Source organism: Paraburkholderia sp. MM5384-R2, assembly GCF_014201025.1.
GTDB classification, from domain to species: Bacteria; Pseudomonadota; Gammaproteobacteria; order Burkholderiales; family Burkholderiaceae; genus Paraburkholderia; species Paraburkholderia tuberum.
Map to the genome: position 1 here is coordinate 148,006 of NZ_JACHDI010000014.1, position 24,803 is coordinate 172,808.

At 64.2% G+C, this 24,803-nt stretch carries 21 protein-coding genes and 1 pseudogene; 4 read left to right on the forward strand and 18 right to left on the reverse strand.

Annotated features, from left to right (window positions below; translation table 11 throughout):
- Positions 1-28: 28 nt before the first annotated feature.
- The 3 genes from HDG37_RS22125 to HDG37_RS22135 all read right to left on the reverse strand — a co-directional run bounded on the left by HDG37_RS22125 (position 29) and on the right by HDG37_RS22135 (position 3,571).
- Entirely contained in the window at positions 29-1,237 is a 1,209-nt protein-coding gene (locus HDG37_RS22125; RefSeq protein ID WP_184051305.1) for an acetyl-CoA C-acetyltransferase, read from the reverse strand.
- A gap of 72 nt (positions 1,238-1,309) precedes the next feature.
- Positions 1,310-3,127 (reverse strand): bifunctional isocitrate dehydrogenase kinase/phosphatase, encoded by a 1,818-nt coding sequence (gene aceK, locus HDG37_RS22130; protein WP_184051307.1) that lies wholly within the window; start codon positions 3,125-3,127, stop codon positions 1,310-1,312.
- Positions 3,128-3,166: 39 nt separating this feature from the next.
- The gene (locus HDG37_RS22135) at positions 3,167-3,571 is read right to left on the reverse strand and encodes a MerR family DNA-binding transcriptional regulator (protein ID WP_184051309.1); all 405 of its coding nucleotides are present in this window, start codon (positions 3,569-3,571) and stop codon (positions 3,167-3,169) included.
- Positions 3,572-3,729: 158 nt separating this feature from the next.
- Here HDG37_RS22135 and HDG37_RS22140 point away from each other — a divergent pair, with 158 nt between their 5' ends.
- The gene (locus tag HDG37_RS22140) at positions 3,730-4,803 is read left to right on the forward strand and encodes an MBL fold metallo-hydrolase (RefSeq protein ID WP_184051311.1); all 1,074 of its coding nucleotides are present in this window, start codon (positions 3,730-3,732) and stop codon (positions 4,801-4,803) included.
- A gap of 68 nt (positions 4,804-4,871) precedes the next feature.
- Here HDG37_RS22140 and HDG37_RS22145 read toward each other — a convergent pair whose 3' ends face one another.
- The 8 genes from HDG37_RS22145 to argS form a co-directional block, all read right to left on the reverse strand.
- Positions 4,872-5,315, reverse strand: a complete 444-nt coding sequence (locus tag HDG37_RS22145; protein WP_184051313.1) for a lysozyme inhibitor LprI family protein — start codon at positions 5,313-5,315, stop codon at positions 4,872-4,874.
- Positions 5,303-6,043, reverse strand: coding sequence for a LysM domain-containing protein (locus HDG37_RS22150; protein ID WP_184051397.1), 741 nt, complete (start codon positions 6,041-6,043; stop codon positions 5,303-5,305). Before HDG37_RS22150 ends, HDG37_RS22145 begins: the two co-directional genes overlap by 13 nt.
- Before the next feature lie 230 nt (positions 6,044-6,273).
- Positions 6,274-7,860, reverse strand: coding sequence for an ABC transporter substrate-binding protein (locus HDG37_RS22155; RefSeq protein WP_184051315.1), 1,587 nt, complete (start codon positions 7,858-7,860; stop codon positions 6,274-6,276).
- Positions 7,861-8,141: 281 nt separating this feature from the next.
- Complete coding sequence (locus HDG37_RS22160; protein ID WP_184051317.1) at positions 8,142-8,960, reverse strand: helical backbone metal receptor; 819 nt, start codon at positions 8,958-8,960, stop codon at positions 8,142-8,144.
- A gap of 3 nt (positions 8,961-8,963) precedes the next feature.
- A complete protein-coding gene (locus HDG37_RS22165) occupies positions 8,964-9,737 on the reverse strand; it encodes an SDR family oxidoreductase (RefSeq protein ID WP_184051319.1) in 774 nt (257 codons plus the stop codon).
- A gap of 15 nt (positions 9,738-9,752) precedes the next feature.
- Positions 9,753-10,391 carry a thiol:disulfide interchange protein DsbA/DsbL gene (locus tag HDG37_RS22170; protein ID WP_184051321.1) on the reverse strand — a complete coding sequence of 213 codons (639 nt, stop codon included), beginning with the start codon at positions 10,389-10,391 and terminating at the stop codon, positions 9,753-9,755.
- Between the two features lie 176 nt (positions 10,392-10,567).
- Positions 10,568-11,365 carry an SPOR domain-containing protein gene (locus tag HDG37_RS22175; RefSeq protein WP_184051323.1) on the reverse strand — a complete coding sequence of 266 codons (798 nt, stop codon included), beginning with the start codon at positions 11,363-11,365 and terminating at the stop codon, positions 10,568-10,570.
- A 79-nt stretch (positions 11,366-11,444) separates the two neighbouring features.
- The gene (argS, locus tag HDG37_RS22180) at positions 11,445-13,235 is read right to left on the reverse strand and encodes an arginine--tRNA ligase (protein WP_184051325.1); all 1,791 of its coding nucleotides are present in this window, start codon (positions 13,233-13,235) and stop codon (positions 11,445-11,447) included.
- Between the two features lie 446 nt (positions 13,236-13,681).
- Between argS and HDG37_RS22185 the strand changes: the two genes are divergently transcribed.
- Positions 13,682-14,008, forward strand: a complete 327-nt coding sequence (locus HDG37_RS22185) for a DUF1840 domain-containing protein (RefSeq protein ID WP_018419249.1) — start codon at positions 13,682-13,684, stop codon at positions 14,006-14,008.
- 131 nt (positions 14,009-14,139) lie between these two features.
- Here the strand turns inward: HDG37_RS22185 and HDG37_RS22190 are convergent, their stop codons facing one another.
- From HDG37_RS22190 to HDG37_RS22220, 7 genes and pseudogenes are all read right to left on the reverse strand, one after another.
- Positions 14,140-14,337, reverse strand: a complete 198-nt coding sequence (locus HDG37_RS22190; protein WP_184051327.1) for an acid-shock protein — start codon at positions 14,335-14,337, stop codon at positions 14,140-14,142.
- 189 nt (positions 14,338-14,526) lie between these two features.
- Positions 14,527-17,256, reverse strand: a pseudogene (metH, locus tag HDG37_RS22195) (methionine synthase); the annotation flags it as partial.
- A gap of 59 nt (positions 17,257-17,315) precedes the next feature.
- Positions 17,316-18,386 carry a homocysteine S-methyltransferase family protein gene (locus HDG37_RS22200; RefSeq protein ID WP_184051331.1) on the reverse strand — a complete coding sequence of 357 codons (1,071 nt, stop codon included), beginning with the start codon at positions 18,384-18,386 and terminating at the stop codon, positions 17,316-17,318.
- Between the two features lie 293 nt (positions 18,387-18,679).
- Positions 18,680-18,937: a DUF3567 domain-containing protein gene (locus tag HDG37_RS22205; protein ID WP_062125693.1), complete on the reverse strand. Its 258-nt coding sequence runs from the start codon at positions 18,935-18,937 to the stop codon at positions 18,680-18,682.
- Positions 18,938-19,055: 118 nt separating this feature from the next.
- Complete coding sequence (locus HDG37_RS22210; RefSeq protein ID WP_184051333.1) at positions 19,056-19,844, reverse strand: alpha/beta fold hydrolase; 789 nt, start codon at positions 19,842-19,844, stop codon at positions 19,056-19,058.
- A 150-nt stretch (positions 19,845-19,994) separates the two neighbouring features.
- A complete protein-coding gene (locus HDG37_RS22215) occupies positions 19,995-21,314 on the reverse strand; it encodes a DUF3108 domain-containing protein (RefSeq protein WP_184051335.1) in 1,320 nt (439 codons plus the stop codon).
- A 41-nt stretch (positions 21,315-21,355) separates the two neighbouring features.
- Positions 21,356-22,282 (reverse strand): IclR family transcriptional regulator, encoded by a 927-nt coding sequence (locus tag HDG37_RS22220; protein ID WP_184051337.1) that lies wholly within the window; start codon positions 22,280-22,282, stop codon positions 21,356-21,358.
- Between the two features lie 147 nt (positions 22,283-22,429).
- On the opposite strand from HDG37_RS22220, the gene HDG37_RS22225 reads away from it, so the two are divergent.
- Together HDG37_RS22225 and HDG37_RS22230 are read left to right on the forward strand one after the other, a co-directional pair.
- Positions 22,430-23,413 carry a fumarylacetoacetate hydrolase family protein gene (locus tag HDG37_RS22225; RefSeq protein WP_184051339.1) on the forward strand — a complete coding sequence of 328 codons (984 nt, stop codon included), beginning with the start codon at positions 22,430-22,432 and terminating at the stop codon, positions 23,411-23,413.
- 132 nt (positions 23,414-23,545) lie between these two features.
- Positions 23,546-24,799 (forward strand): ABC transporter substrate-binding protein, encoded by a 1,254-nt coding sequence (locus tag HDG37_RS22230; RefSeq protein ID WP_184051341.1) that lies wholly within the window; start codon positions 23,546-23,548, stop codon positions 24,797-24,799.
- Positions 24,800-24,803 lie beyond the last annotated feature (4 nt).

Below are 24,803 nucleotides of genomic sequence, written 5' to 3' on the forward strand. Positions count from 1 at the left end.
CGTGTTCCTCGAAGTTTTTGTGGATACATCAGATCAGTTCGACACCCATCGCGGTCGCCTCGCCGCCGCCGATACACAGCGTCGCGACACCGCGCTTCAGACCGCGATTCTTCAGTGCGCCGATCAGCGTGACGAGAATGCGCGCGCCCGAGGCGCCGATCGGATGGCCTAACGCGCACGCGCCGCCGTTCACGTTGACCTTGTTGTGCGGTAAATCGTGCTCTTTCATCGCGGCCATCGTGACGACCGCGAACGCTTCGTTGATCTCGTACAGATCGACGTCTCCGGCGCGCCAGCCGTTCTTCCCGAGCAGCTTGCGGATCGCGCCGACCGGCGCGGTGGTGAACTTCGCGGGCGCCTGCGCGAACGTCGAATGACCGACGACGCGCGCGAGCGGCGCCACGCCGAGCCGTTTCGCGGTCGACTCGCGCATCATCACGAGCGCGGCCGCGCCGTCCGAGATCGACGACGAGTTCGCCGCCGTCACGGTGCCGGTCTTGCTGAACGCGGGCTTCAGCGTGGGGATCTTGTCGAGGTTCGCCTTGAACGGCTGCTCGTCGCGCGCGATCGTGACGTCACCCTTGCGGCCCGCTACGGTGACCGGCGCGATTTCCCAGTCGAACGAGCCGTCCTCGTTCGCGCGCTTCGCGCGGTTCAGCGACTCGACCGCGAACGCGTCTTGCGCCTCGCGCGTGAAGTCGAACGACGCCGCGCATTCCTCGGCGAACGCGCCCATCAGACGGCCTTTGTCGTAGGCGTCTTCAAGGCCGTCGTAGAACATGTGGTCGAGCACCTGGCCGTGGCCCATGCGCATGCCGCCGCGCGCCTTCGGCAGCAGATACGGCGCGTTCGTCATGCTCTCCATGCCGCCCGCGACGATCACGTCGAGCGAGCCGGCGGCCAGCATGTCGTGCGCGAACATCGCCGCGCGCATGCCGGAGCCGCACATCTTGTTGACCGTCGTGCAGCCGGTGGCGAGCGGCAGACCCGCTCCGAGCGCGGCCTGGCGCGCGGGCGCCTGGCCGAGGCCGGCGGGCAGCACGCAGCCGATCACCGCTTCGTCGATCTGCTCGGGCTTCAGACCCGCTCGTTCTACGGCCGCCTTGATCGCGACCGCGCCGAGTTGCGGCGCGCTCAGCGACGCGAAGTCGCCCTGAAAGCCAGCCATCGGCGTGCGCGCCGCGCTGACGATTACGATTGGATCGGCGTTGATACCACTGTGGTTTGCGTCACTCATGTTCGAGCTCCTTGGTCATAGCTTGGATGGCTACCGCCGCGCGTTGCCCGCTGCGAACCCTTTTGGGATTCATCAAGCCACGCGCACATTTGGCTCGTTCGCCTGCGCATCGGTTGCTTCGGCGAACCGCTCCGGATAGCACACGCAGAAGCGCAGGCTCCGGTCGTACGGGAAAAAATCGGGCAGATCGCCCATCAACAGAAAATCTTTGTATCGCTGCCACAGCTCGGGCTCGAAGAAATCCGCGTGATGCCGCATGAACGAGCGCCGCACGCGTGGATCGCCGAGCAGGAACGTGCCGTACGTCTCCGGGAAAATATCGTGCGGGCCTACCGCGTACCACGGCTCGTCCGACATTTCGTCTTCCTCGTTGCGCGGCGGCGGCACTGCGCGCACGTTGCAGTCGGTCAGGTATTCGATCTCGTCGTAGTCGTAGAACACGACGCGGCCGTGTCGCGTGACGCCGAAGTTCTTGTACAGCAAGTCGCCGGGGAAGATATTCGCCTGGATCAGTTCCTTCACCGCGTCGCCGTATTCCTTGATGCCGTGCTCGACGTCGTCGTCGTTACCGTTCTGCAGGAACAGATTGAGCGGCACCATGCGTCGCTCTAGGTACAGATGGCGAATCACGAGGTTGTCGCCGTCGTACTCGATCAGCGACGGCACTTCCTTTTCGAGTTCGCGCAACAGCGTTTCGTCGAGCCGCGCGAGCGGCAGCGCGACGCTCGAATATTCGAGCGTGTCGGCCATCCGGCCGAGCCGGTCATGACGTTTGACGAGCAGATACTTCTGCTGGATCTGCGCGCGCGTGGTTTCCTTCGGCGGCGGAAAGTTGTCCTTGATCAGCTTGAACACGTAGGGGAACGACGGCAACGTGAACACCAGCATCACGAGCCCCTTGATGCCGGGCGCGACGATGAAGCGGTCGCTCGAATGCTTCAGGTGATGCAGCAGATCGCGATAGAACAGATTCTTGCCCTGCTTCTGCAGACCCACCGACGTATAGATTTCCGCCTTCGGCTTGCCCGGCATGATCGTGCGCAGAAACTCGACATACGCGGACGGCACTTCCATGTCGACCAGAAAATACGAGTGCGAGAAGCTGAAGATGATCAGCAACTGCTCGCGCTTGAGCAGCACGGTGTCGAGCGCGAGCAGGCCCGGTTTCACGTGACGCAGCGGCACCGCGAACGGCAGCAGCGCTTCGCCGTTGATGATGCGCCCGACGATATACGCGCCCTTGTTGCGATAAAACAGCGACGACAACACGTGAATCTGGAAGTTCGGCGCTTCGTCGAACACGCCGAACGCTTCGCGAATCGACTGCATCACGCAGGCGACGTCGCGCGTCAGATCCTCGAACGGCGGATCGAGCTGGAAGTTCGTGACGACCCGTTCGAGCGTTGCGGCAAGTCCATCGGTACCGGGGTAATACGCGCGATAAGTCGGCTTTGCGGCAGGTTCGTCGTTCTCGATGTATTCGGTCGAGATCGCCGGGCGCACGAAAATGAAATCGTTGTTGAAGTACGAGCGGTGCAGAATCTTGCAGGAAACCGAATTAAAGAAGGTTTCCGCGCATTCCGGCTGACGGTGCGTGGTCAGGAGGCCGATGTAGTGCAGCTTGATCTGCTGCCACACTTCGCTGTCGATGTTCTCCGCGTCGTACTCGTCTTCGAGCAACTGCACGCATTCCTGCACGCGATCGTCGTACGACGTGATGCGGTCGCGCGCGAGCTTTTGCAGGCCGTGCCAGTCGCCGGCTTCGAACAGCGTCTTCGCGTGGATCGCCGCGTCGCGAAAGATCCGGTAGTGACGGTCGAACCATTCGAGCATCGTCTGCGCGACGTCGAAACCGATTTGCGACGATAACAGCTTGGGGAAGTGATTCATCACGCGCGCTCCGCAAACGCCGGTCAGAGTCAGGCCGCTTCAGGCAGGCTTGGCGTCTTGCCTCGCGCCATCGAGCAGCGCGCGCGCCTGCGCTTCATACTGCGCGAGATCTTCGAGCGTCGCGTCGAGATCTTCTCGCTGACGTTCGAGCACTTCGCGATGACGCGCGACCGTCGCGAGGAACGCGTGCAACTGCGGCACGGTATCGGTCGGCGATTCGTAGACGTCGAGCAGATCACGGATCTCCGACAGCGTGAAGCCGAGCCGCTTGCCGCGCAAGGTGAGCTTCAGACGCGTGCGGTCGCGGCCCGAATAGACGCGCCGCAAGCCGCTCGAACCCTCGCGGCTCGGTGATAGTAAACCCTGGTCTTCGTAGAAACGGATCGCGCGTGGCGTGACGTCGAATTCGCGCGCGAGCTCGGTGATCGTGAATTGCGTATTCATCGGGACATCTCGTGGCCACTTGGTCGGCACAAAACCGGATTGGACGATAGAATCGACGTTTACGTTATCGTCAACCTGAGCGGAAAGCAACCACAACCCGGCCGACCGGCATCGCACACCTCGCCATGCCGGAGGGTCGTCGGAGGAAGACAGTCCCCATGAATGCACTCGAACACCAGCTCGAATACCCCTTCAACGACACGATGCCCGACGCGGGCCGCACGATGGAAGTCGCGCCCGGCGTGCTTTGGCTGCGCATGCCGCTGCCATTCGCGCTCGACCATATCAACCTGTGGCTGCTGCGCGATGAGATCGACGGCCAGCAAGGCTGGACCGTGGTCGATTGCGGCATCACGTCGGACACGATCAAGGCGAATTGGGAGAGCGTGTTCGAATCGGTGCTCGACGGCCTGCCGGTGCTGCGCGTGATCGTCACGCACTGCCATCCGGATCACATCGGCCTCGCGCACTGGGTGTGCGGCGGCGGCGAAAAAAAGCGTTGGGACGCGCGGCTGTGGATGACGCTCGGCGAATACATGCAGGCGCGCGTGATGGCGACCGGCGACGGCTCGAACGCGGGTGGCGAGGCCGCGGCGCGGCACTTCGCGCGGCACGGTCTGACCGACGCCGAATCGCTCGAAAAACTGCGCAATCGCAATAGCTACTACTCGAGCCTCGTGCCGGCGATTCCAGGGCAATACCGCCGTTTGCGCGAAGCCGAGGACGTGAGGATCGGCGGTAGGACGTGGCGCGTGGTGACGGGATTTGGCCATTCGCCTGAGCACTGCGCGCTGTACTGCGCGCAAACCGGCACGCTGATTTCCGGCGACATGGTGCTGCCGCGCATTTCGACCAACGTGTCGGTGTTCGATATCGAGCCTGAGGGTTCGCCGCTCGAACTGTATCTGGAGTCGCTCGGCCGCTACGAGACGATGCCTGAAGACACGCTCGTGTTGCCGTCGCATGGCAAGCCGTTTCGCGGCGTGCGCACGCGCATTCAGCAACTGCGCGAGCATCACGACGCGCGGCTCGCCGAAGTGCGCGAAGCATGTGCGGAAAAGCCGCGCAGCGCCGCGGATATCGTGCCGTTGATGTTCAAGCGCCAGCTCGATATCCATCAGATGACATTCGCGATGGGTGAGGCGCTTGCGCATTTGCATCTGCTGTGGCGGGTGGGGGATTTGAAGCGGACGCAGGATGCGGATGGGGTGATTCGGTTTGCGGCGGTGTGATCTTTTCGATTCGATGCGCTATATGAGCGCACTCAGCGGCGCAACGGTGCTGGGTGTGTTCATTCGAACTATTTCAACGGCAAGTCAGATGCAGCGTCGCGAAGTTGCTGGGCACGCCGGTTGTTGAGTTCCGCAACGCAAGCCAAACTGCGCACTTCGCGTGCACTGCCGGCTCCACCACCGCTTAGCGAAGCTGCGAACTGGCATTGAGTCTCGCGGTACTTAGCGAATTTGCTGTTTGATGCGACGAGTCTTGCCTTGGCCTGGTTCACGTACTTGTTGTCTTCATCCCATTTGGCGATGGCGCCAGCCATCTTCTCCTCGGCTCGTCTGAGGGCCTTCTGACTGGCCTCTGCTTTTTCTGCCAGACAGTCCCGCATTCCCGCTTGCGAGAATGCACTGCATTCTTCGCGTAAAGCCCGCTCGCTTGCAACGAGAGCTGTTGAGGCCGCAAGGACCAACGTTGGCAGGCAGACGGCCATGCCTAAACAGATCAGCTTTATCGCGCGCATAGGGCCACCTTTCCTTTACGCACCATTGACAAAGCGTAATCAAGCTTTCTGGCGTAGTTGAGGTCACCGCCTCCGTTATAACGCTCCGCTATCAATGCCGCGGAGAAGGGGCGCCAGCTCGTAATAGCCTTTTGAACTGAAGCCTTCCGGTACTTCAACACTTGTCCGGGTCGCAGAACGGTGGCGGTGGGATTCAGCTCTTTTAACGTGTCGATCGTCGTGCCCTGAGCCTTCGCCATCTTGTCGAGGCTGTCTCCTAGCCTGACGGCGATTTCGTAAACCTTAGGGTCAGCAGGAAGTACGCTTCGGTAGTTAAAATGTGCCATGCGCATCAGCAAATAACCAATACCAGCACGGATGTTATACGCCGGTATCGTTCTGACTGAGGCCATTGTCAGCCGTCCTATCCAGGCTGGCGGCACAATCAAATCGCCGCCTTCATTACCTGAAAGCAGCGATGCTAATCCAGGATCGCCTGCAACCCCAATTCGCATCGGCTTGGCGTTCCACTCAGGATCGTGGGCACCTGTTTCGACCCACAACATCGCCTTGATAAGCTGCCAGTCCAAGGGCATGTACCCGGAAGTGCCGTGAAGATGGCGGTTGTACTCATGGACTGCCATCTGGATCTCGCAGTCCCAGGAATTCCATTTGGCATCGCTTACAGCCTTGCTAACGCCATCCTGCCACCGTTCAAAACCTGTCCTCGTTGGAGCTTGCATTGCCATAACCATTCCTTCTGTCAAAGTGTGGGCGGCTACTTTGCAAGCAATTATCAGCTTCTTGCCTGAGGAAAATTGCATTAGGAATCGGTCTGGCGGGCGAAGGCCCGAGATCACGTCGAAAAAAGGTTACGCAGTGTCAGATGCAACCAGCCAATTCGCGCGTTGAATAAAAAAAGCCCGCTTCAAAAACCGGGCTTTCTTGCAGGGCCGCCTGCGCTAACCGCGGCGCAAAATCACTGCACCACCACCGCCCCAAAATTCTGCCGACCAAACGGACTCACGTGATACCCGCTCACGTTCGTGCGCGTGATCGCGGCAGCGGTCGGATAGCCGAGCGGAATCCACAGCGCTTCGTCGTGGATGATCTGCTGCGCGGCTTCATACGCTTTCGTGCGCTTGGCGATATCGGACGTCGCTCTGCCGTCGGCGATCAGCTTGTCGAGGTCCTGATCGCAGAAGCGCGCGAAGTTGATGCCCGACTTCACCGCGTTGCAACTGAAGAGCGGCGACAGATAATTGTCCGGATCGCCGTTGTCACCGGCCCAGCCCATGAACAGCGTGTCATGCTGACCCTGCTTCGCCTGCTTGATCAGCTCGCCCCATTCGATCACCTTGACTTCCGCTTTCACGCCGATCTTCGCGAAGTCGGCCTGCAGGAGTTCGGCACCGGCCTTCGGATTGGGATTGAGCACGCTGCCATTCGGACGCACCCAGATCGTCGTTTCAAAACCGTTCGGATAGCCCGCGTCGGCGAGCAGCTTCTTCGCCTTCGCCGGGTCGTACGGCCAGCCCTTGATCGAGTGGTTGTAGCTCCACGTATTCGGCGGAAACGGGTTCACGGCCGGCGTCGCGGTGTTGTCGAACACGGTCTTCAGATATGTCGTGCGGTCGAACGCCATGTTCAGCGCGGCGCGCACCTTCTGGTTTTCAAGTGGCTTCTGCTGCGTGTTCAGCGCGACGAAGGCCGTCATGAACGCGGGCGTCTGCACGATCGCGAGCGACTTGTCGTTCTTCGCGTCGGCGAGATCCTGCGGCTTCGGCGACAGCGCGATCTGGCATTCGCCAGCCTTCACCTTCTGCGCGCGCACGGTCGCGTCCGGCGTGATCGCGTAGATCAGGCGCTCGATCTTCGGCTTCGGTCCCCAGTAGGTCGGGTTCGCGTCGTAGCGGATCACCGCGTCTTTCGTGTAGCTCTTCAGCACGAACGGCCCGGTGCCGATCGGCTTCGCATTCAGATCGATCTGCCGGCCGGCCTTCAGCAACTGGTCCGCGTACTCGGCCGAATAGATCGAGGCGAAGCCCATCGTCAGGATCGACAGGAACGTCGCGTTCGGCTCGTTCAGCTCGAACTTGACCGTGTTGTCGTCGACCTTGGTAATCGACTTGATCAGCTTCGGCAGCCCCATCGATTGCGCATGCGGGAAGCCGCTCGCGCCCGCCACCTTGTGCCACGGATTGCTGTCGTTGAGCATGCGGTCGAACGTGAAGATCACGTCGTCGGCATTGAGCGCGCGGGTGGGCTTGAAGTAGTCGGTGGTTTGGAACTGCACGTTGGGGCGCAGGTGGAACGTGTACGTCAGGCCGTCGGGGCTCACTTCCCACTTGTCGGCAAGCGCGGGCACGACCTTCTTCGCGGCTTCGTCGAACGACACCAGCGAGTTGAAGATCACGTCGGCCGATGCATTCGTCGTGACGAGCGAATTGAACTGCACGACGTCGAAGCCGTCGGGGCTCGATTCGGTACAGACGGTCAACGGTTTGGCGAGCACGAGCGCGGGCGCAGTGAGCAGGATGGCGGCTGCGAGCAGTTTGAAGCGCATAGGATCTCCGGTAACGAGCGCAGTCAGGCAGTGCGTCTGGTTGTGTTTATGGCGGCGATGCGTGAGCGGGCCGGTCAGCGGTCCCGGCGCGCGCGTCGCCACGATTGTGATACGTTCCCGGCGCCGTCGTACAGGTCGGGCGATCCCGGCCTGAGGCCTGGGGGCCGGCCTTCGAGGCCTGGCCGGCGGCGCGCCTTCGCGAAAGCTTATCGAAGGGCCATTTTGGCGACAACAATTTAATCGACATATCCATATGGGGGCGGCGCGGCCATGCTGCCGCCTCAGGCTGCGGCGGCCTGACGCAGCAGGTAGCCGATGCCACTTATTGCGCGCACGCCGTACCACGACGTCATTTCCCCATCGATCAGATCGATGCGCTTGCCGGTGAGACGCGGATCGCGCGCGAGCGCATCGCGATGCGCGGTCGTGAAGCGGTACGGCTCGCTCGACAGCAGCACGCGCTCGACCTGCGCGAGCCACGGCGCGTCGTCGAAGTCGAGCGTGGGGTAACGCGCGGCGCCCGCGCTGCCGCCGCGCACGTCGGGCAGCGTATGCCAGTTCACGAGGCGCAGCATCGCGGCGATGTAGGTGTCGCGTGCGACGCTCATCCACGGTTCGCGCCAGATCAGGTACAGCACGTTCTGCGCGGCGAAGGCGTGAGCGCCGGCTTCGCGCAGACGCGCTTCGAGCGAGTTGCTCAAGCGCCGCGCTTCTTCTTTACGCCCGAAGATCGCGCCGAGCAGCGCGAACAGCGCGAGGTTGTCGTGCGGCGTCTGCGGATGGGTGACGACGATGTGCGGCACGAACGCGCGCAGTTGCTCGACGGTGTCGCGTTCGTTCTCGTCGACATTGACGATCAGATGGGTGGGGCGCAGCGCGCGGATCGCGTCCAGTTTGACGGCCTTCGTGCCGCCGACCTTCGGCACCGCCCGGACCTTGTCGCGCGGATGCAAGCAAAAGCCGGTGCGCCCGACGATCTGCCGTTCGAGGCCGAGCGCGAAAAGCGTTTCGGTGAGGCTCGGCACCAGCGACACGATGCGCGCGTCGGTGCCCGCGGATTCGTGCGCGACGCCGGCCGCATCGACCGCACGGGATTGCATGGCTTACTCGGTGGTGGCGCGCGGCTTGCGCGGCGCGCGTTCGAACACGCGGTCGTAGAGCCAGCGCGGCAGCACATGCAGCAGCATCGCGGCCACGCGCATCTGCCACGGAAACACCCCGAACGACGTCTGCCGTTCGACTGCCCGCGCGACCTTCGCCGCGAAACGGTCGGGGTCCATCAGGAACGGCATGTTGTACGGATTGTGCTCGGTCATCGGCGTGCGGATATAGCCGGGCGCGATCGTGACGACCCCGACGCCGAACGGCCGCATCTCGACGCGCAACGCCTCGAGATACTTCAGGGCCGCCGATTTCGACGCGCTGTACGCGCCCGAACCGGGCAAGCCGCGCACGCCCGCGACGCTCGCAATGCCGACCAGCGTGCCGCGCTTCGATGCGGCCATCGCGGCGGCAAACGGCTCGAACGTCGCGACCATGCCGAAGTAATTGATGTCCATCACCTCGCGGAACGTGCGCAGATCGCCGTGACCCGTCAGCGCGCCGCGGCTGATGCCGGCGTTGGCGATCACGACGTCCGGCAGGCCGTGCGCGGCGATGAAGCGCGCGGCCGCATCGGCGAGCGCTTCCGCGTCGCGCACGTCGACTGCATAGATCGAGACGGTGTTCTGGGGATGGGACCGCTGGAACGCGGCGAGCGCGTCACCGCGGCGGGCGACGAGGCCGAGAATCGCGCCGCGCCGTGCGTATTCGCCGGCGAGCGCGAGGCCGATGCCGCTCGAAGCGCCGGTAATGAAAACCTTCAGCGGAGAGCTCATACCGGCGCCTCGTGATTACATCTTCTTGGCGCGGACTTGCGAGACGAGGTAGTCGAGCACCTGGATCGTGCCCGGCAGGGTGCCGGTCGCGGCCGGGCCGGTTTCATACTTGCCCTGCACGGCGAGCGTCGGCACGCCGTCGATCTTGTAGTCGTCGAGCAGCTTCTTGTCCTTTTGCAGCGCGCTTTGCGTCGAGAACGAGTTGTACGCTTCCATGTACTTCTTCGGATCGACGCCGAGCTTCGCGAGGAATTTGGTCTGGTCTTCCGGCGTCAGCAGATAGTTCTTGTTGACATGGATTTCGTTGAACACCTTCGGCGTCAGTTCGTTCGCGACGCCGAGCGCGTCGAGCGCGTGGTACATCTTCGAGTGCGGGATGAAGTCGTCGCGGAAGGCGACCGGCACGCGGCGGAATACGACGTCCGGGCCCTGCTTCTTGACCCAGGCTTCGAGGAACGGGTCGAATTCATTGCAATGCGGGCAGCCGTACCAGAAGAATTCGATCACTTCGATCTTGCCGGCCGGCACGTCGGTCGGTTGCGGCGAGGCCAGCACGGTGTAGTCCTTGCCGGCAACCGGCGCGGCCGGCGACGCATGCGCGCTGGCCGCGATCAGGCCTAGCGAAAGAAACAGGATGCTCAGCAGCTTTTTCATGTTGTGTAGACCCAGATAAGGCGGTAGCGCGGCGACGCCATGCTAAGGGCCCGTCGCCGCTGGTCGGATTCGGTGTGGCCGTCCGCCACAATACAGGTCGAAGCGGCCATCGTGCTTGTGACTCGCGCGCCGCGCCGATAGTTCGACGCGCCGTACGGGCCGGCATTACCGTTTATTTATTGTTTGGTGAAGCGGATCACCGCGGTATCGACACCCGCGTCCGACAGACGCTGACGGCTCGAATTCATGTCCTCGAACTTCGAGAACGGCCCGATGCGCACGCGGTAGTACGTGACGCCGCCGGCATCGCGCTGCGTGACCTTCGATTCGAAGCCCTGGAACGCGAGGCGCGCGCGCTGCTGTTCGGCATCGGCGGCGGTCTTGTACGCGCCGACCTGCAGGAAATAGCCGGTGTTCGCCTCGCCCGGCGCCGGCGCGGCGGCCGGGCCCGGCTTGGCGTTGGCGGCCGTGGTCGCGCTCTTAGGCGCGGAGCCTGCCGCGGTGGCGGCCGGCGCGCTCGAGGTCTGCGGCTTCTTCGCCGGCGCCGGCGCGACGATGCCGCCGGTGCCGTTCTCCTGCGCGGGATTTGGCGCGACCGCCGTGCCGTTGTTATTCGCGTTGCCGCCCGACGGCGGCACTTCGACGATCTGCGGTTCTTCGAGCATGCCCGACTGGGTCTGGGCGTTGGTCTGGCCCGGCGCGGTGTTCGGCGGAGCCGGTTGCGCGGCCTGCGGCACCGGCTGGCCCGGCGTCTTGCCTTGCAGCGGACGGTTCGGATCGTATTGCGGCTGGCTCGCACCGTTGTCGGTCGCCGCTGGCGGCGCGACCTTCGACACGAACGGCGTAGGTGCACGGGTGATATACAGCGCCACCACTACCGCGATCGCCAGGCCGACGATCAGGCCCAGCACGATGCCGAGAAAAGTGCCCCCGGTTTGCTTCGATTGCTTTGTTGTGCGGCGTGGTTTTGCCATCGTACGAATCACCTGCAAAAAGAATCCAGGAACGGCCGCCGATTATAACGACGGCCGCGCGCATATTACGCTGGAGGAGTTACATCTTGACGGGAGCGGAGACGCCGATCGTCGCGAGACCGTTGGCCAGCACCTGGCGCGTGGCCGCGAGCAGCGCGACGCGAGCGTTGCGTTCGGCCGCATCGTCGACCAGCACGCGCTCGGCACGGTCATTGTAGAACGAGTGAAATTCGCCGGCGAGTTCGCGCAGGTAGAAGGCGACCGCGTGCGGCGCGAGTTCGTCGGCGGCGTGCTGCAGCATGTCAGGGAATTCGGCGAGCTTGTTGAGCAGCGCCATCGAGCGCTCGCTTGTCAGCGGCGCGAGATCCACGCTCGCGAGCGCGTTCTCGTCGAGGCCGTAGCGCGCGTTGCACTCGGCGATCACCGAGCAGATGCGCGCGTGCGCATACTGCACGTAGTGCACCGGATTTTCGTCGTTCTGCTTCAGCGCGAGGTCGATGTCGAACACGAACTCCGTGTCCGCCTTGCGCGAGATCAGGAAAAAGCGCACCGCGTCGCGGCCGCGGCGAATGGTTTCCTCGTCGATCAGATCGACGGCCGCTTCCGAGCCCGGCGTCGCGCCGCCCGACCATTCGATCAGGTCGCGCACCGTCACGTAGCTGCCCGCGCGCTTCGAGATCTTCACCTCTTCGCCGTTGCGCATGACCGTGACCATCTTGTGCAGGATGTAGTCGGGATAGCCCTTCGGAATGCCGATGCCGAGACCCTGCAGACCTGCGCGCACGCGCGCGATCGTGCCGTGGTGATCCGAGCCCTGCACGTTGATGACCTTGGTGAAGCCGCGCTCCCACTTCGCGACGTGATAGGCGACGTCCGGCACGAAGTACGTGTAGGTGCCGTCGGTCTTGCGCATCACGCGGTCTTTGTCGTCGCCGTCGTCGGTGGTGCGCAGCCACAGCGCACCTTCCTGCTCGTAGGTCTTGCCCGCGGCGATCAGCGCGTCGACCGTTTTCTCGACGCGGCCTTCCGTGTACAGCGACGATTCCAGGTAGTACTGGTCGAACTTCACGCCGAACGCCTGCAGGTCCATGTCCTGCTCGCGACGCAGATACGTGACCGCGAAGCGGCGGATCGCCTCGAGGTCCTCGACGTCGCGCGCGCCGGTGACGGGCTCGCCGTCGCTCGCCTCGACCGTGATGCCGTTCAGATAGTCTTTCGCGATGTCGGCGATGTACTCGCCGTTATAGGCCGACGCGGGCCAGCGTTCGTCGCCGGGGGCGAGGCCGCGTGCGCGTGCCTGGGTCGACAGGGCGAGCGTGTGGATCTGCACGCCGGCGTCGTTGTAGTAGAACTCGCGGTGCACGTCCCAACCCTGCGACGCGAGCACGTTCGCGAGCGCGTCGCCGAGCGCGGCCTGGCGGCCGTGGCCGACGTGCAGCGGGCCGGTGGGGTTGGCCGACACGAACTCGATCAGCACGTGCTTGCCGGCGTCGCGCCGTGAGCGGCCGTACGCGTCCTTCTCGGCGAACACGGCGGCGATCACGCCTTGCTTGGCTGCGGCCGTGAGCCGCAGGTTGATGAAGCCGGGGCCCGCCACTTCGGCGGTGTCGATCAGCCCTTTGGCCTGCGGATTGACGCGCAGCGCATCGACGATCTGTTGCGCGAGCTGGCGCGGATTGGCGCGCAGCGGCTTGGCGAGCTGCATCGCGACGTTGCACGCGACGTCGCCGTGCGCGGCGACTTTCGGGCGCTCCAGCGCGATGGTGGGCGAGACGAAGGCGGCTTCCGTCGCGCCTTGGGTGGCAGTCACGATCTGCTTCACCGTCTCGGCGAGCAGTGTTTCGAGTGTGTGTTTATGTGCGGGCAGCATGCTTGTTGCGAGTCCAGTGAGGCAATCCGGTAAGGCGGAAGAGGCGCCGGCCGAGGCCGGTGTCGCAAGCGTTGAACGCGGCAGCGCTTTGCGGCGCCGATGGCAGACTGTCCTCCAGGCGATGCGACGAGACGCAAGCAGCGCAACCCGGTGGACTCCGCTCGGCGGCCCGCCGGCACGCAGGCTCGCGCGGCATGCGGATCGCGGCCGATGGTTCGACGCCCCCGCTTGGCCCACGTGCGCGATGCTCGTCGAGCCTTGCCATACGTGGCGCTGGGCGGCGCGCTTTTCCGTTCAGACGGATTTTAGCAGGTGCTAATATGTTCAATGAGTTGCCCACGAGCGGCTGGGGCTGCCGCACCTTGCCGGCGCCACGTCAGGCGCGCGCTGTTGCCGCCCTTGGGACGCTCATGCGTTAACCCGACATAACGAAAAAGGGAACAGTCATGCTGATTACTTTCAAGTGCCACGCCTGCCCGGACGTGATGATGCTGGAGAATCTGGCGCAGTATCTGGTCGGCATTGTCGGCAAACGCCTTGGGCAGCGGGGCGTCATTACTCACGACGAACTGGGCCCGGCCATCGAGAAGCTCGAAGCCGCGATCACCTCCGACAAGCAGGAGCGCGCCGAGCACGAGGGCCATTTCCACGAGGGCGAAGACGGCCGCGATCGTCACGAGATTCCGCCCGGTCTCGCGCAGCGCGCGTATCCGTTCCTCGACATGCTGCGCGCGGCGCAGAAGGAAAACGCGGATATCGTCTGGGGGCTTTGATTTCTGCTGGGTCCCGAGCGCCGCGGCCCGGTCTCAGAAGGCCTTCACAAGCGCTTTTGGGGCGCACTCAAAGAAAGGAGCCCGCTTGACGCGGGCTCTTTGTCTTTCAGAGGGCTTGTCGGCCTCGCCGCTCACTGGCTCGCGGGGGCCGCCGACGCTGCCGCGCCTTTCTTCTTCTTTTGCTTCTTCGCCTTTTTGACATGCGCCTCGGTGGGGGGCGAGTAGGAGCTGACCGCGCTCGATCCGCCCGGCGCGGCGGGTTGTGCGAGCGCCACGGAAGCGCCCGCGGCCAGCGAAACAGCGGTCAATAACAGTGTCAGCTTCTTCATACGATTTTTCTCCGTTGACGGTTGCAATTTCGGTGAGCCGGCGCGTTGTGCTCGTGCCTGACGGGATGAAAGCCGACTCAGTCTACAAAGCCGAAATTGCCGTGGCGCCAAATATTCTGTCTTTCGGACTCGATATAGTCGCGCACGCGCGGCTCGGGCCGCACGGCCCGGCCACGTATCGCTTCACGCTCAAAGCAACGGCGCCAACGCGCGCTCGGCGTCCGCTTTCGTGAGCGACATCCGCTGCGCGTAGTCGTCGAGCTGGTCCGCGCCGATCTTGCCGACCGAGAAATAGGTGCTGTCCGGATGCGCGAGGTAGAAGCCCGACACGCTCGCCGCCGGCAGCATCGCAAGCGATTCGGTCACGCTCATGTTGATTTCGTTCGCCTGCAGCACGTCGAACATGTCGCGCTTGACGAGGTGGTCGGGGCAGGCCGGATAGCCTGGCGCCGGGCGGATGCCGCGGTATTTTTCGGCGATCAGCTCGTCGTTGGAGAGGTTTTCGCTGTTCGCGTAGCCCCACAGGTCGCGCCGCACGCGCGCGTGCAACGCTTCGGCGAATGCTTCGGCGAGCCGGTCCGCGAGTGCCTTCAGCATGATCGCGCTGTAGTCGTCGAGATCCTTCTCGAACTGCTTCTCCTTCACGTCGACGCCAAGACCCGCCGTCACCGCGAACATGCCGATGTAGTCGGCGACGCCCGAGTCCTTCGGCGCGATGAAGTCGGCCAGCGAGCGGTTCGGTCGCATCACCCCGTCGACCACCGGCCGCACGCTCTGTTGACGCAGATTGCGCCACGTCAGCGCGACTTCGGTGCGCGATTCGTCCGTGTAGATTTCGATGTCGTCGTCATTCACCGTGTTGGCCGGCAACAGCGTGATCACGCCGTTGGCCTGCAGCCAGCGGCCCTGAATCAGGCGCGCGAGCATCGACTTGCCGTCGGAGAACACGCGCCGCGCCGATTCGCCGACGATCTCGTCATTGAGAATCGCCGGATATGGGCCGGCGAGATCCCACGTCTGGAAGAACGGACCCCAGTCGATATAGTTCGCGAGCTCGTTCAGATCGAAGTTCTTGAACACGCGCCGGCCGATGAACTTCGGCCTGACCGGCCGATAGCCTGCCCAGTCGATCTTCGTCTTGTTGGCGCGCGCTTGCGCGATCGTGACCATCGGCTGTGCCTTTTTGTTCGCATGCTGATCGCGGATGCGGTTGTAGTCGGCGTTCAGTTCGTCGATGTACTTCGCGGCGCCCTCGTCGGACAGCAGGCTCGAGGCGACCGATACCGAGCGCGACGCGTCCGGGACGTAGACCACCGGCCCGTCGTAGTGCGGAGAGATCTTCACCGCCGTGTGCACACGCGAGGTCGTCGCGCCGCCGATCAGGAGCGGAATCTTCTTGACGCGGAAGTAGTCGTCGCGCTGCATTTCCGATGCGACGTAGGCCATTTCTTCGAGACTCGGCGTAATCAGGCCCGACAGCCCGATGATGTCCGCGCCCTCGACCTTCGCCTTCGCGAGGATCTCGCTGCACGGGACCATCACGCCCATGTTGACCACTTCGAAGTTGTTGCACTGGAGCACGACCGACACGATGTTCTTGCCGATGTCGTGCACGTCGCCCTTCACGGTCGCGATGACGATCTTGCCCTTGGCGCGCACGTCGCCGCCGGCCGCCGCGAGCCGGCGCTTTTCTTCCTCGATGAACGGGATCAGATGCGCGACCGCCTGCTTCATCACGCGCGCCGACTTCACGACCTGCGGCAGGAACATCTTGCCCTGGCCGAACAGGTCGCCGACGATGTTCATGCCGTCCATCAGCGGACCTTCGATCACGTTGATCGGACGGCCGCCTGCAGCGGCGATCTTCGCGCGCACTTCCTCGGTGTCTTCGACGATGAACGTGGTGATGCCGCTCACGAGCGCATGCGCGAGACGCTTCTCGACCGGCTGCTTGCGCCACTCGAGGTTCTCTTCCTTCTTCGCGGCGCCGCTTTTGAACTTGTCGGCGATTTCGAGCAGGCGGTCGGTGCCGTCTTGACGGCGATTCAGCACGACGTCTTCGACGAGCTCGCGCAGTTCGGGATCGAGTTCGGCATACACGCCGAGCTGGCCCGCGTTGACGATGCCCATGTCCATCCCCGCCTGGATCGCGTGATAGAGGAACACGGTGTGAATCGCCTCGCGCACCGGATCGTTGCCGCGGAACGAGAACGACACGTTCGACACGCCGCCGCTCACCTTCGCGTACGGCAGGTTCTGCTTGATCCAGCGGGTCGCCTCGATGAAGTCGACCGCATAGTTGTTGTGTTCCTCGATGCCGGTCGCGATCGCAAAGATGTTCGGATCGAAGATGATGTCCTCGGGCGGAAAGCCGACTTCGTTGACGAGCACGTCGTACGAGCGCTTGCAAATCCCGGTCTTGCGCTGGAACGTATCGGCCTGGCCCTGTTCGTCGAACGCCATCACGACCGCAGCCGCGCCATAGCGGCGAATCAGCTTCGCATGATGAACGAACGCTTCCTTGCCTTCCTTCAGCGAGATCGAGTTGACGATCGCCTTGCCCTGCACGCACTTGAGACCCGCCTCGATCACGTCCCATTTCGACGAGTCGATCATGATCGGCACGCGCGCGATGTCCGGCTCCGACGCGATCAGATTCATGAAGCGGACCATTGCCGCTTTCGAATCGAGCATCGCCTCGTCCATGTTGATGTCGATTACCTGCGCGCCGTTCTCGACCTGGTGGCGCGCGACTGCCAATGCTTCGTCGAACTGATTGTTCAGGATCATTCGCGCGAACGCTTTCGAGCCGGTCACATTGGTGCGTTCGCCAACGTTGATGAAGAGCGTCCCGGACGTGACGTTGAACGGCTCGAGGCCGGCAAGGCGCATGGTGTGATCGGTCATGGCGTGTGTGCGAGTCGGGTGCGTGCGTTAAAGGACGTGCAGGGCGTCGGGGCGAAGTGTTTCAGGCGGGCTCAGGCCGCGTCGAGATACTGGCTCGGCCACTTGCGCGGCTTCAGCTCGGCGAGCGCCTTCGCGATCGCCGCGATGTGCTCGGGCGTCGTGCCGCAGCAGCCGCCGGCGATGTTCACGAGCCCCGCTTCGGCGAATTCTTTCAGCAGGCCAGAGGTATCCGCGGGCAATTCGTCGAAGCCGGTGTCGCTCATCGGGTTCGGCAGGCCGGCGTTCGGATAGCACGACACGTAGGTGTCGCACAGCTTCGCGAGCTCGGCGATGTACGGACGCATCAGCGCCGCGCCGAGCGCGCAGTTCAGGCCGAACGTGAGCGGCTTCGCGTGACGCAGCGAGTTCCAGAAGGCCTCGACGGTCTGGCCCGACAGAATGCGGCCCGACGCGTCGGTGACGGTGCCCGAGATCATGATCGGCAGACGCTCGCCGGTGTTTTCGAATAGCTCGTCGAGCGCGAACAGTGCGGCCTTCGCATTGAGCGTGTCGAAGATCGTTTCGACGAGGAACAGGTCCGCGCCGCCGTCGAGCAGCGCTTTCGCCTGCTCGTAGTACGCGGCGCGCAGTTCGTCGAAGGTCACGTTGCGCGCGCCCGGATCGTTGACGTCCGGCGAAATGCTGGCGGTTTTCGGCGTCGGGCCGATCGCGCCGGCGACGAAGCGCGGCTTGTCCGGCGTTGCGTATTTGTCGCACGCGGCGCGCGCGAGCTTCGCCGATTCGATGTTCATCTCGACGGCGAGCGATTCCAGGCCGTAGTCGGCCTGCGCGACCGTGGTCGCGCCGAACGTGTTGGTCTCGATGATGTCCGCGCCCGCCGCGAGATACTGCTCGTGAATCTCGGCGATGATCTGCGGCTGGGTGATCGACAGCAGTTCGTTGTTGCCCTTGATGTCGCGCGCGTAGTCCTTGAAGCGCTCGCCGCGATAGCTGGCTTCGTCGAGCTTGTAGCGCTGGATCATCGTGCCCATCGCGCCGTCCAGAATCAGGATGCGCGAGTTCAGCAGCGCGGGCAGCGCTGCGCCGCGGGTATAGGCGGGCTCCGAACGGACTGGCGTGATGGATTGAGCAGGCTGGGTCATGGCGGACGAGGGCTTGCGCCGGCGTTGGCGGAAAGCCTGTCATTGTAGCCGCAGCCGGGCGGATGCGCCCGGCGCGGAGGAGAGCGCGAGGCGCGGCCGGCAAAATCGACCGATACGAACGCGCCGCGCCGGGAATTCAGAAACGCGCTAACAAACGATGCAATAAAAAACGGCCCGGCAAGCCAAAGCCTGCCGGGCCGTTTCGCTGCCGCCGACCGCTTGATGGAACCCGCCGGCAAAGCCGCGCGGTGCGGTCGATCGATGTCGCCAGAGCGCCAGCTGAACCCCTCCGGTCAATGCAGGACCACCGGTTGATGCATCAGACTGTCGAATTGACCGAGGAATTCATCAACCTCGTCGAGCGTCGGCTCGCCTTCGATCAGCTTTTGCACATGCTCGCGAAAACGCGCCGCCATTGCCCCATCGATGTAGATTTCGCGCTGCATGTTCTTGTCGACAATCTCGTAGCCGCCCGACTTCATGGCAAGCAGACCTTCCTGCGGAGGAAACTCGACGACACAGTAGTTAGGGCTGTTATAGATCATTTGCATGGCGACACTCCTTATTTCCGTTGGGCTCCTGCCCTTTTCTGCACCGTAGGTGGAGCATGTGGGATGGAATTCAAGGGGTGGGTCCGGACGACGCAAGTAAAAACTCCGGACCTGACGGTTAGACTCGCCGCTCCAGAAACGATTCAAGCAAGGCGGCGAAACGCTGTGATTGCTCGATTGGCGCGAGATGCGCGGCGTCCAGCAACTCGAAGCGGGCGCCCTCGATCGCCTCCGCTATTGCCTGCGTAGCAGCAGGGGGCGTGCCAGTGTCGTGACGTCCGGCCACCGTCAGCGTCGGCGAGCGGATTGCGCCGTGCTGGCCGCGAAGGTCGAAATCGCGCAGTGCCTCGCAGGCCATCGCAAAACCTTCCGGCGAGGTGCGCGCAAATGTCTCACGGATCGGCTCGACCGCTTCGGGATGGCCGGCCTGAAAGTCGGGCGTGAGCCAACGCGCGATCGTCGACGGTAGCAGCGCCTCCATGCCGTCGCTGCGCGCGGTGTCGGCGCGCTGATTCCACAACTCACGGTTCTCGGGCGGAGTACCGCCGGTGCTGTCGGCAATCGTCAGCGTGCCGATTCGCGATGGATGGTCGAGCGCGAACTGCTGCGCAATCATGCCGCCGAGCGACAGGCCGACCAGGTGCGTCGTCCGCGCGCCGAGGGCATCGAGCAGTTTGGCGAGATCGTCGGCCAGATCGCGCATGGCGAACGGCTCGCGCGCAACCGCGCTGTGGCCGTGGCCGCGCACGTCGTAGCGCAGCACCGTGTAATCGTCGCGGAAATAGCCTGCCATCTGATCCCAGATGGAAAGATCGCCGCCCAACTGATGGATGAACGTGAGCCACGGGCCGCCGCCTTCGTTGCTCAGCACGTAGCGTGTGTCGATACCGTTGATGTTCACTTGCATGCGGACTCCTTTGAAGGAAACGCAGTGAAAAAGCGCGGTGGGTCGCCTCGTTCGCGCGAACGGGGCTCCATTGACGTGCGAGTCAGCGTTGCAAAGGAAGTTTCGCCGATCTCGTGCGGATTTGCTCGTGACACTCTGTCACGAAACCTGTCACGGTTTGATGATGGTCGGAGCGGTCGAATCGACCGGTGCAGCTGGGGCGGCCTCGGGTGTTACTGCCGATGCGTCGGCCGGAGCCGGCGCCGGCGTTGCAGGGCCCGTGGCAGCGGGGGCTGCGGGTGCAGCAGGCGTGGCCGGCGCGCCACCATTGCCGCGGTCATCCGGCGACGTGCCATCGACATTCAGCTTGCCGCGCCACACCAGTTCGAACTGGGTACCGTTCGGCTCCGTCTGCAGGATGCGCGCCGGCAGCCAGCCAAGGGACGGGGCGAGCCACACGTCGACGCGGCGCTGGTCGCCATCGTGCCGCGGCAGACGTTTGAAGTGACGCGTCTCCAGATAGCCTTGCGCGGCGCGGATCGTTTCGTCGCCGATCGTCTCGATCGGCCAATTCTCCCCGCTATCGGTATCGACGACGAAAAACTGTCGCGTCACGCCAGGCTTATAGGCGTCAGGATCGCCGCGCACGAGGCTCGCGAGCTGCATCACGACACTGAAGCGATCCTGCGCGCCGTCGGGCAACGGCAACGAGGCGGGCGTGCGCGTAAAGCCAACCTTCTTGTCGTTGCGATTGAAAATCGCGATGTCTTCGGCGCGACGGCCACGCTTTTCGCTGTACTGCGCCGGCGCGAGGCCAAAGGCATCGATGCCGCCGTGGCTCGAAAACACGAATGGACCGACGAACGGCAGCGGCACTGATACGACCATTTCGTAGCCCTGCCCGTCGCTCGCCCAATGGATCGTGCCGGGCGCGTTGCGCACGCCGTTGTAGAACGTGTCGTAGTCGAGTTCGGCCGACGGCGGTACCGAAAACTTCACGCCCTGCGACGTTTGCGGTGCGCTGGCCGCGGCAGGGGCGCTCGCGACGGCGCCGCTGGCATTCGCATGGGCCGATGCGTTCGCGTTCGCGGTGGCGGGTGGCGCGCTAGCCGCCACCTCCGATGCCGGCGTGGCCGCGGGCTCGTTCGGTTTGGCCGGCTGCAACGCGGTCATCACATGCTGCTCGCGCGGCGGCCTCGCCGCGGGCTTGCGTGCTGGCGCGGGCGGATGCGGTGCCGGCACGGCGGGCTGTGGCGCGGGTTGACGCTCGACCCTTTCGGGCGTCAGCAGCACGACCTGCACCGGCACATGCTCGTGATTCGCCGGATTCAGATCCACGCGATTGCGCTCGAACCATTGCGCCGCGATCCAGTGCACAACCGCGACGGCCGCGAGGACGGCGATCCAGCGCCACGCGCGCGCGCCGCGTCCCGGCCCGCTACCAAAAGCGGGCAGGCGATCATGACGGCGGTTGGCGGAAGCAAAATCCATCGGCGTTTGAATCGGTGAGAGCGTGAAAGGATCGGTGCGTATCAACCGTTGTCGCCACGCGGCGTCGCGCTATAGCCGAGTTCGTATGACAGCTTGCGCGCGCATTCGCGCAGCGCGGTATCGATCTCGCCGCCCCAGCGGATATCGAACGCGCCTTCATGGCCGAGCGCGACGAGACCGAGCGCGAGTTCGCCGGTCGAATCGAACACCGGCAACGAAAACGCGTGGATCGTCGGCAGCAGCATGCCTTCGACGCGCGCAGCCCCGTGCTCGCGCACCTCGGCGAGCACCTTGTCGACCTCTTCGCGGGTGCGTGGCGCGCCGCTATACGACGAGCGCCGCGAGTCGGCCAGCTCGCGCTCGAGCATCGCGGCGGTCTTGCCGGACGGCAGGTAGGCGGCGAACAGCAGACCGGTCGCCGAACTGAGCAAGGGCATCACGTCGCCGAGCTTCAGCGACGCCTTGGCCGGATAGCTCGACTCCATCCAGTGCACCATCGTCGGTCCCTGATTGCCCCACACCGCGATGCCGACGGTCAGATCGAGCCGGTCGCGCAGCTCGGCGAGCGCGATGCGCGCGAGCTTCACACCGTCGACGCGAGCAAGCCGCGCGAGCCCCAGCTGCAAAGCGAAGCCGCCGAGTTCGTAGCGGCCCGACAGCGGGTCCTGCGCGACCACGCCGAGACGCAGAAAGCTGACCAGATAGCGATGCGCCTTCGCCGGACTCATGCCCGCGCGCTGCGCGAGATCGCGCAGCATCATCGCGCGCGGCTCGTGGGTCAGCACCTCGAGCAGCCTGAAACCGACCTCGATCGACTGGATGCCCGAGCGCAGTTTTTCTTCGCCGGGTTCGCCGGGTTCGTCATCGGCGCCGGTTGCGTCGGTTGCATGGGCGGGATCGAGCAGATCGTCGGCGGACGCGGGGTCGGTGCGGGTGCGGATCGTGCCGGAGCGGGCGTTGGCGGACATGTGCAAAAGGCGCGGGCAGCGCGTTCGGTGATCGTAATGGAGACGGCTACGGTGACACGACGACGAACACGCAGATATTGGGCCGCGCCGATTCACCATCGTAGAATACATTCCTTCCATCGTCACTAATACACGGTTCACAGCTCTATGAAACTTGCCTCGCTGAAGGACGGCACGCGCGACGGTCAACTGATCGTCGTGTCCCGCGACCTGCACACGGCGGCCATCGCCGACGCGATCGCGCCCACGCTGCAGCGCGTGCTCGACGACTGGGCCTTCTACGCGCCGCAACTGCACGACCTTTACGATGCGCTGAACCAGGGCCGTGCGCGCAACAGCTTTTCATTCGACGCCAAAGAGTGCATGGCGCCGCTGCCGCGCGCGTTCCAGTGGGCCGACGGCTCGTCGTACGTGAACCACGTCGAGCTCGTGCGGCGCGCGCGCGGCGCGCAAATGCCGCCCGAATTCTGGACCGACCCGCTGATGTACCAGGGCGGTAGCGACGACTTCATCGGCCCGCGCGACGACGTGGCGTGCGCATCGGAAGAGTACGGCATCGACTTCGAGGCCGAAGTCGCGGTCGTCACCGGCGATGTGCGGATGGGCGCGACGCCCGAGCAGGCCCTGCGCGGCGTGCGGCTGGTCATGCTCGTCAACGACGTGTCGCTGCGCAACCTGATCCCCGCCGAACTCGCGAAGGGCTTCGGCTTTTTCCAGAGCAAGCCGGCCACCTCGTTCGCGCCGGTCGCCGTGACGCCCGACGAGCTCGGCGAACACTGGCGCGAAGGCCGCGTGCATCGGCCGATGATCGTCCACTGGAACGGCAGGAAGGTCGGCCAGCCCGACGCGGGCACCGATATGGTGTTTCACTTCGGTCAGCTGATCGCGCATGCCGCGAAAACGCGCAATCTGCGTGCTGGTGCCATCGTCGGTTCGGGCACGGTGTCGAACAAGGACGCGAAACGCGGCTACTGCTGTATCGCCGAGAAGCGCTGCCTCGAAACGATCGAGCACGGCGCGCCGCAAACGGAGTTCATGAAATACGGCGACACCGTGAGGATCGAAATGTTCGACGATGCGGGCAAGTCGATTTTCGGTGCGATCGAGCAGAGCATCGCGCCGCTCGAATGAAGCGCGGCGCTCACGCGGCAATGCTGTGACGCGGGCGGCACGCGCGAAAGGGTTTCGCCCGATGCCGCCACTTGCGCGCGCGGCTACACTGCGGCAAACATCACAACGAAAACCCCGACGTGAGGAGACAGCATGCCGCGATTGGACTTCTCCGCAGGTGAACGTCGGCGCGCTTGCGCGTCGCCCAGTGAAGCGCGCACGAGCGCGCGTGGCTTGCCTCAACGTGGTCGGCGCTTCGCGCGGCGCGCCGCGACGCTGTGCGCCGCGCTTGCCTGCGCGTTGCCGCTGACATCGTTCGCGCAGGTGAAGATCGGTCTCGTGCTGTCGCTGACCGGGCCGGCCGCGTCGCTCGGCATTCCCGCGCGCGACACGGTCGCGCTGCTACCCAAACGGATCGGCGGGCAGAACGTCGAGTACATCGTGCTCGACGATGCATCGGACACGACCCACGCCGTGCAGGACACCAGGAAGCTCATCAGCGAGAATCACGTCGACGCGATCATCGGCTCGTCGATCACGCCGAATTCGCTCGCGATGATCGACGTGGTCGCCGAGGGCGAAACGCCGATGATCTCGCTCGCGTCGTCCGCGAAAATCATCGAACCGGTCGACGCGAAACGTCGCTGGGTCTTCAAGACGCCGCAGACCGACGCGATGATGGCCTCGGCGATCGCCGAGCATGCGAGCGGACACGGCGTGAAGACGATCGCGTTCATCGGCCAGGCCGACGCGCTCGGCGAGACGTTCTACGCCGAGATCGCGAAGTTCGCGCAGCTGCATCACATCGACGTGGTCGCGAGCGAGCGTTTCAATCGCACCGATCCGAGCGTGACCGGCCAGGTGCTGAAGATTCTCGCGACCCACCCCGACGCGGTAGTGGTCGGCGCGGCCGGCACGCCTGCCGCGTTGCCGCCGAAAACGCTGCGCGAGCGCGGCTACAAAGGCGTCATCTATCACAACCACGGCGTCGGGAATAACGATTTCCTGCGCGTGTGCGGCGCCGATTGCAACGGCACGTTCCTGCCCGCGAGCCCGGTGCTGGTCGCCGCGCAATTGCCGGCCGATCATCCGGCGAAGGGTCTCGCCCTCGATTACATCGCGCGCTTCGAGGCGCAGCACGGCGCGGGCAGCGTGTCGGCATTCGGTTCGTACACGTCGGACGCGGGCGCGTTGCTCGAGCATGCGATTCCGCTCGCGCTGAAAGCCGGCGCGCCCGGCACGCCGCCGTTTCGCCGCGCGCTGCGCGACGCGCTCGAAGGAACACGCGGTCTCGCGGACACCAATGGCGTCGTCAACATGAGCGCGGCCGATCATCTCGGGCTCGATCAGCGCGCCCGCGTGATGGTCGAAATCAACAATGGCAAGTGGCTTTATCAGCCGCATTGAACGG

What these genes read in the sequence shown, in the direction of transcription:
- HDG37_RS22200 (WP_184051331.1), bottom strand. Translation starts at nt 18,386, where the DNA reads ATGACCCAGCCTGCTCAATCCATCACGCCAGTCCGTTCGGAGCCCGCC.
- argS (WP_184051325.1), bottom strand. Translation starts at nt 13,235, where the DNA reads ATGCTGCCCGCACATAAACACACACTCGAAACACTGCTCGCCGAGACG.
- HDG37_RS22210 (WP_184051333.1), bottom strand. Translation starts at nt 19,844, where the DNA reads ATGCAAGTGAACATCAACGGTATCGACACACGCTACGTGCTGAGCAAC.
- HDG37_RS22145 (WP_184051313.1), bottom strand. Translation starts at nt 5,315, where the DNA reads ATGCGCGCGATAAAGCTGATCTGTTTAGGCATGGCCGTCTGCCTGCCA.
- HDG37_RS22150 (WP_184051397.1), bottom strand. Translation starts at nt 6,043, where the DNA reads ATGGCAATGCAAGCTCCAACGAGGACAGGTTTTGAACGGTGGCAGGAT.
- HDG37_RS22185 (WP_018419249.1), top strand. Translation starts at nt 13,682, where the DNA reads ATGCTGATTACTTTCAAGTGCCACGCCTGCCCGGACGTGATGATGCTG.
- HDG37_RS22135 (WP_184051309.1), bottom strand. Translation starts at nt 3,571, where the DNA reads ATGAATACGCAATTCACGATCACCGAGCTCGCGCGCGAATTCGACGTC.
- HDG37_RS22160 (WP_184051317.1), bottom strand. Translation starts at nt 8,960, where the DNA reads ATGCAATCCCGTGCGGTCGATGCGGCCGGCGTCGCGCACGAATCCGCG.
- HDG37_RS22155 (WP_184051315.1), bottom strand. Translation starts at nt 7,860, where the DNA reads ATGCGCTTCAAACTGCTCGCAGCCGCCATCCTGCTCACTGCGCCCGCG.
- HDG37_RS22125 (WP_184051305.1), bottom strand. Translation starts at nt 1,237, where the DNA reads ATGAGTGACGCAAACCACAGTGGTATCAACGCCGATCCAATCGTAATC.
- HDG37_RS22170 (WP_184051321.1), bottom strand. Translation starts at nt 10,391, where the DNA reads ATGAAAAAGCTGCTGAGCATCCTGTTTCTTTCGCTAGGCCTGATCGCG.
- HDG37_RS22190 (WP_184051327.1), bottom strand. Translation starts at nt 14,337, where the DNA reads ATGAAGAAGCTGACACTGTTATTGACCGCTGTTTCGCTGGCCGCGGGC.
- HDG37_RS22140 (WP_184051311.1), top strand. Translation starts at nt 3,730, where the DNA reads ATGAATGCACTCGAACACCAGCTCGAATACCCCTTCAACGACACGATG.
- HDG37_RS22220 (WP_184051337.1), bottom strand. Translation starts at nt 22,282, where the DNA reads ATGTCCGCCAACGCCCGCTCCGGCACGATCCGCACCCGCACCGACCCC.
- HDG37_RS22175 (WP_184051323.1), bottom strand. Translation starts at nt 11,365, where the DNA reads ATGGCAAAACCACGCCGCACAACAAAGCAATCGAAGCAAACCGGGGGC.
- HDG37_RS22215 (WP_184051335.1), bottom strand. Translation starts at nt 21,314, where the DNA reads ATGGATTTTGCTTCCGCCAACCGCCGTCATGATCGCCTGCCCGCTTTT.
- HDG37_RS22205 (WP_062125693.1), bottom strand. Translation starts at nt 18,937, where the DNA reads ATGCAAATGATCTATAACAGCCCTAACTACTGTGTCGTCGAGTTTCCT.
- HDG37_RS22230 (WP_184051341.1), top strand. Translation starts at nt 23,546, where the DNA reads ATGCCGCGATTGGACTTCTCCGCAGGTGAACGTCGGCGCGCTTGCGCG.
- aceK (WP_184051307.1), bottom strand. Translation starts at nt 3,127, where the DNA reads ATGAATCACTTCCCCAAGCTGTTATCGTCGCAAATCGGTTTCGACGTC.
- HDG37_RS22165 (WP_184051319.1), bottom strand. Translation starts at nt 9,737, where the DNA reads ATGAGCTCTCCGCTGAAGGTTTTCATTACCGGCGCTTCGAGCGGCATC.
- HDG37_RS22225 (WP_184051339.1), top strand. Translation starts at nt 22,430, where the DNA reads ATGAAACTTGCCTCGCTGAAGGACGGCACGCGCGACGGTCAACTGATC.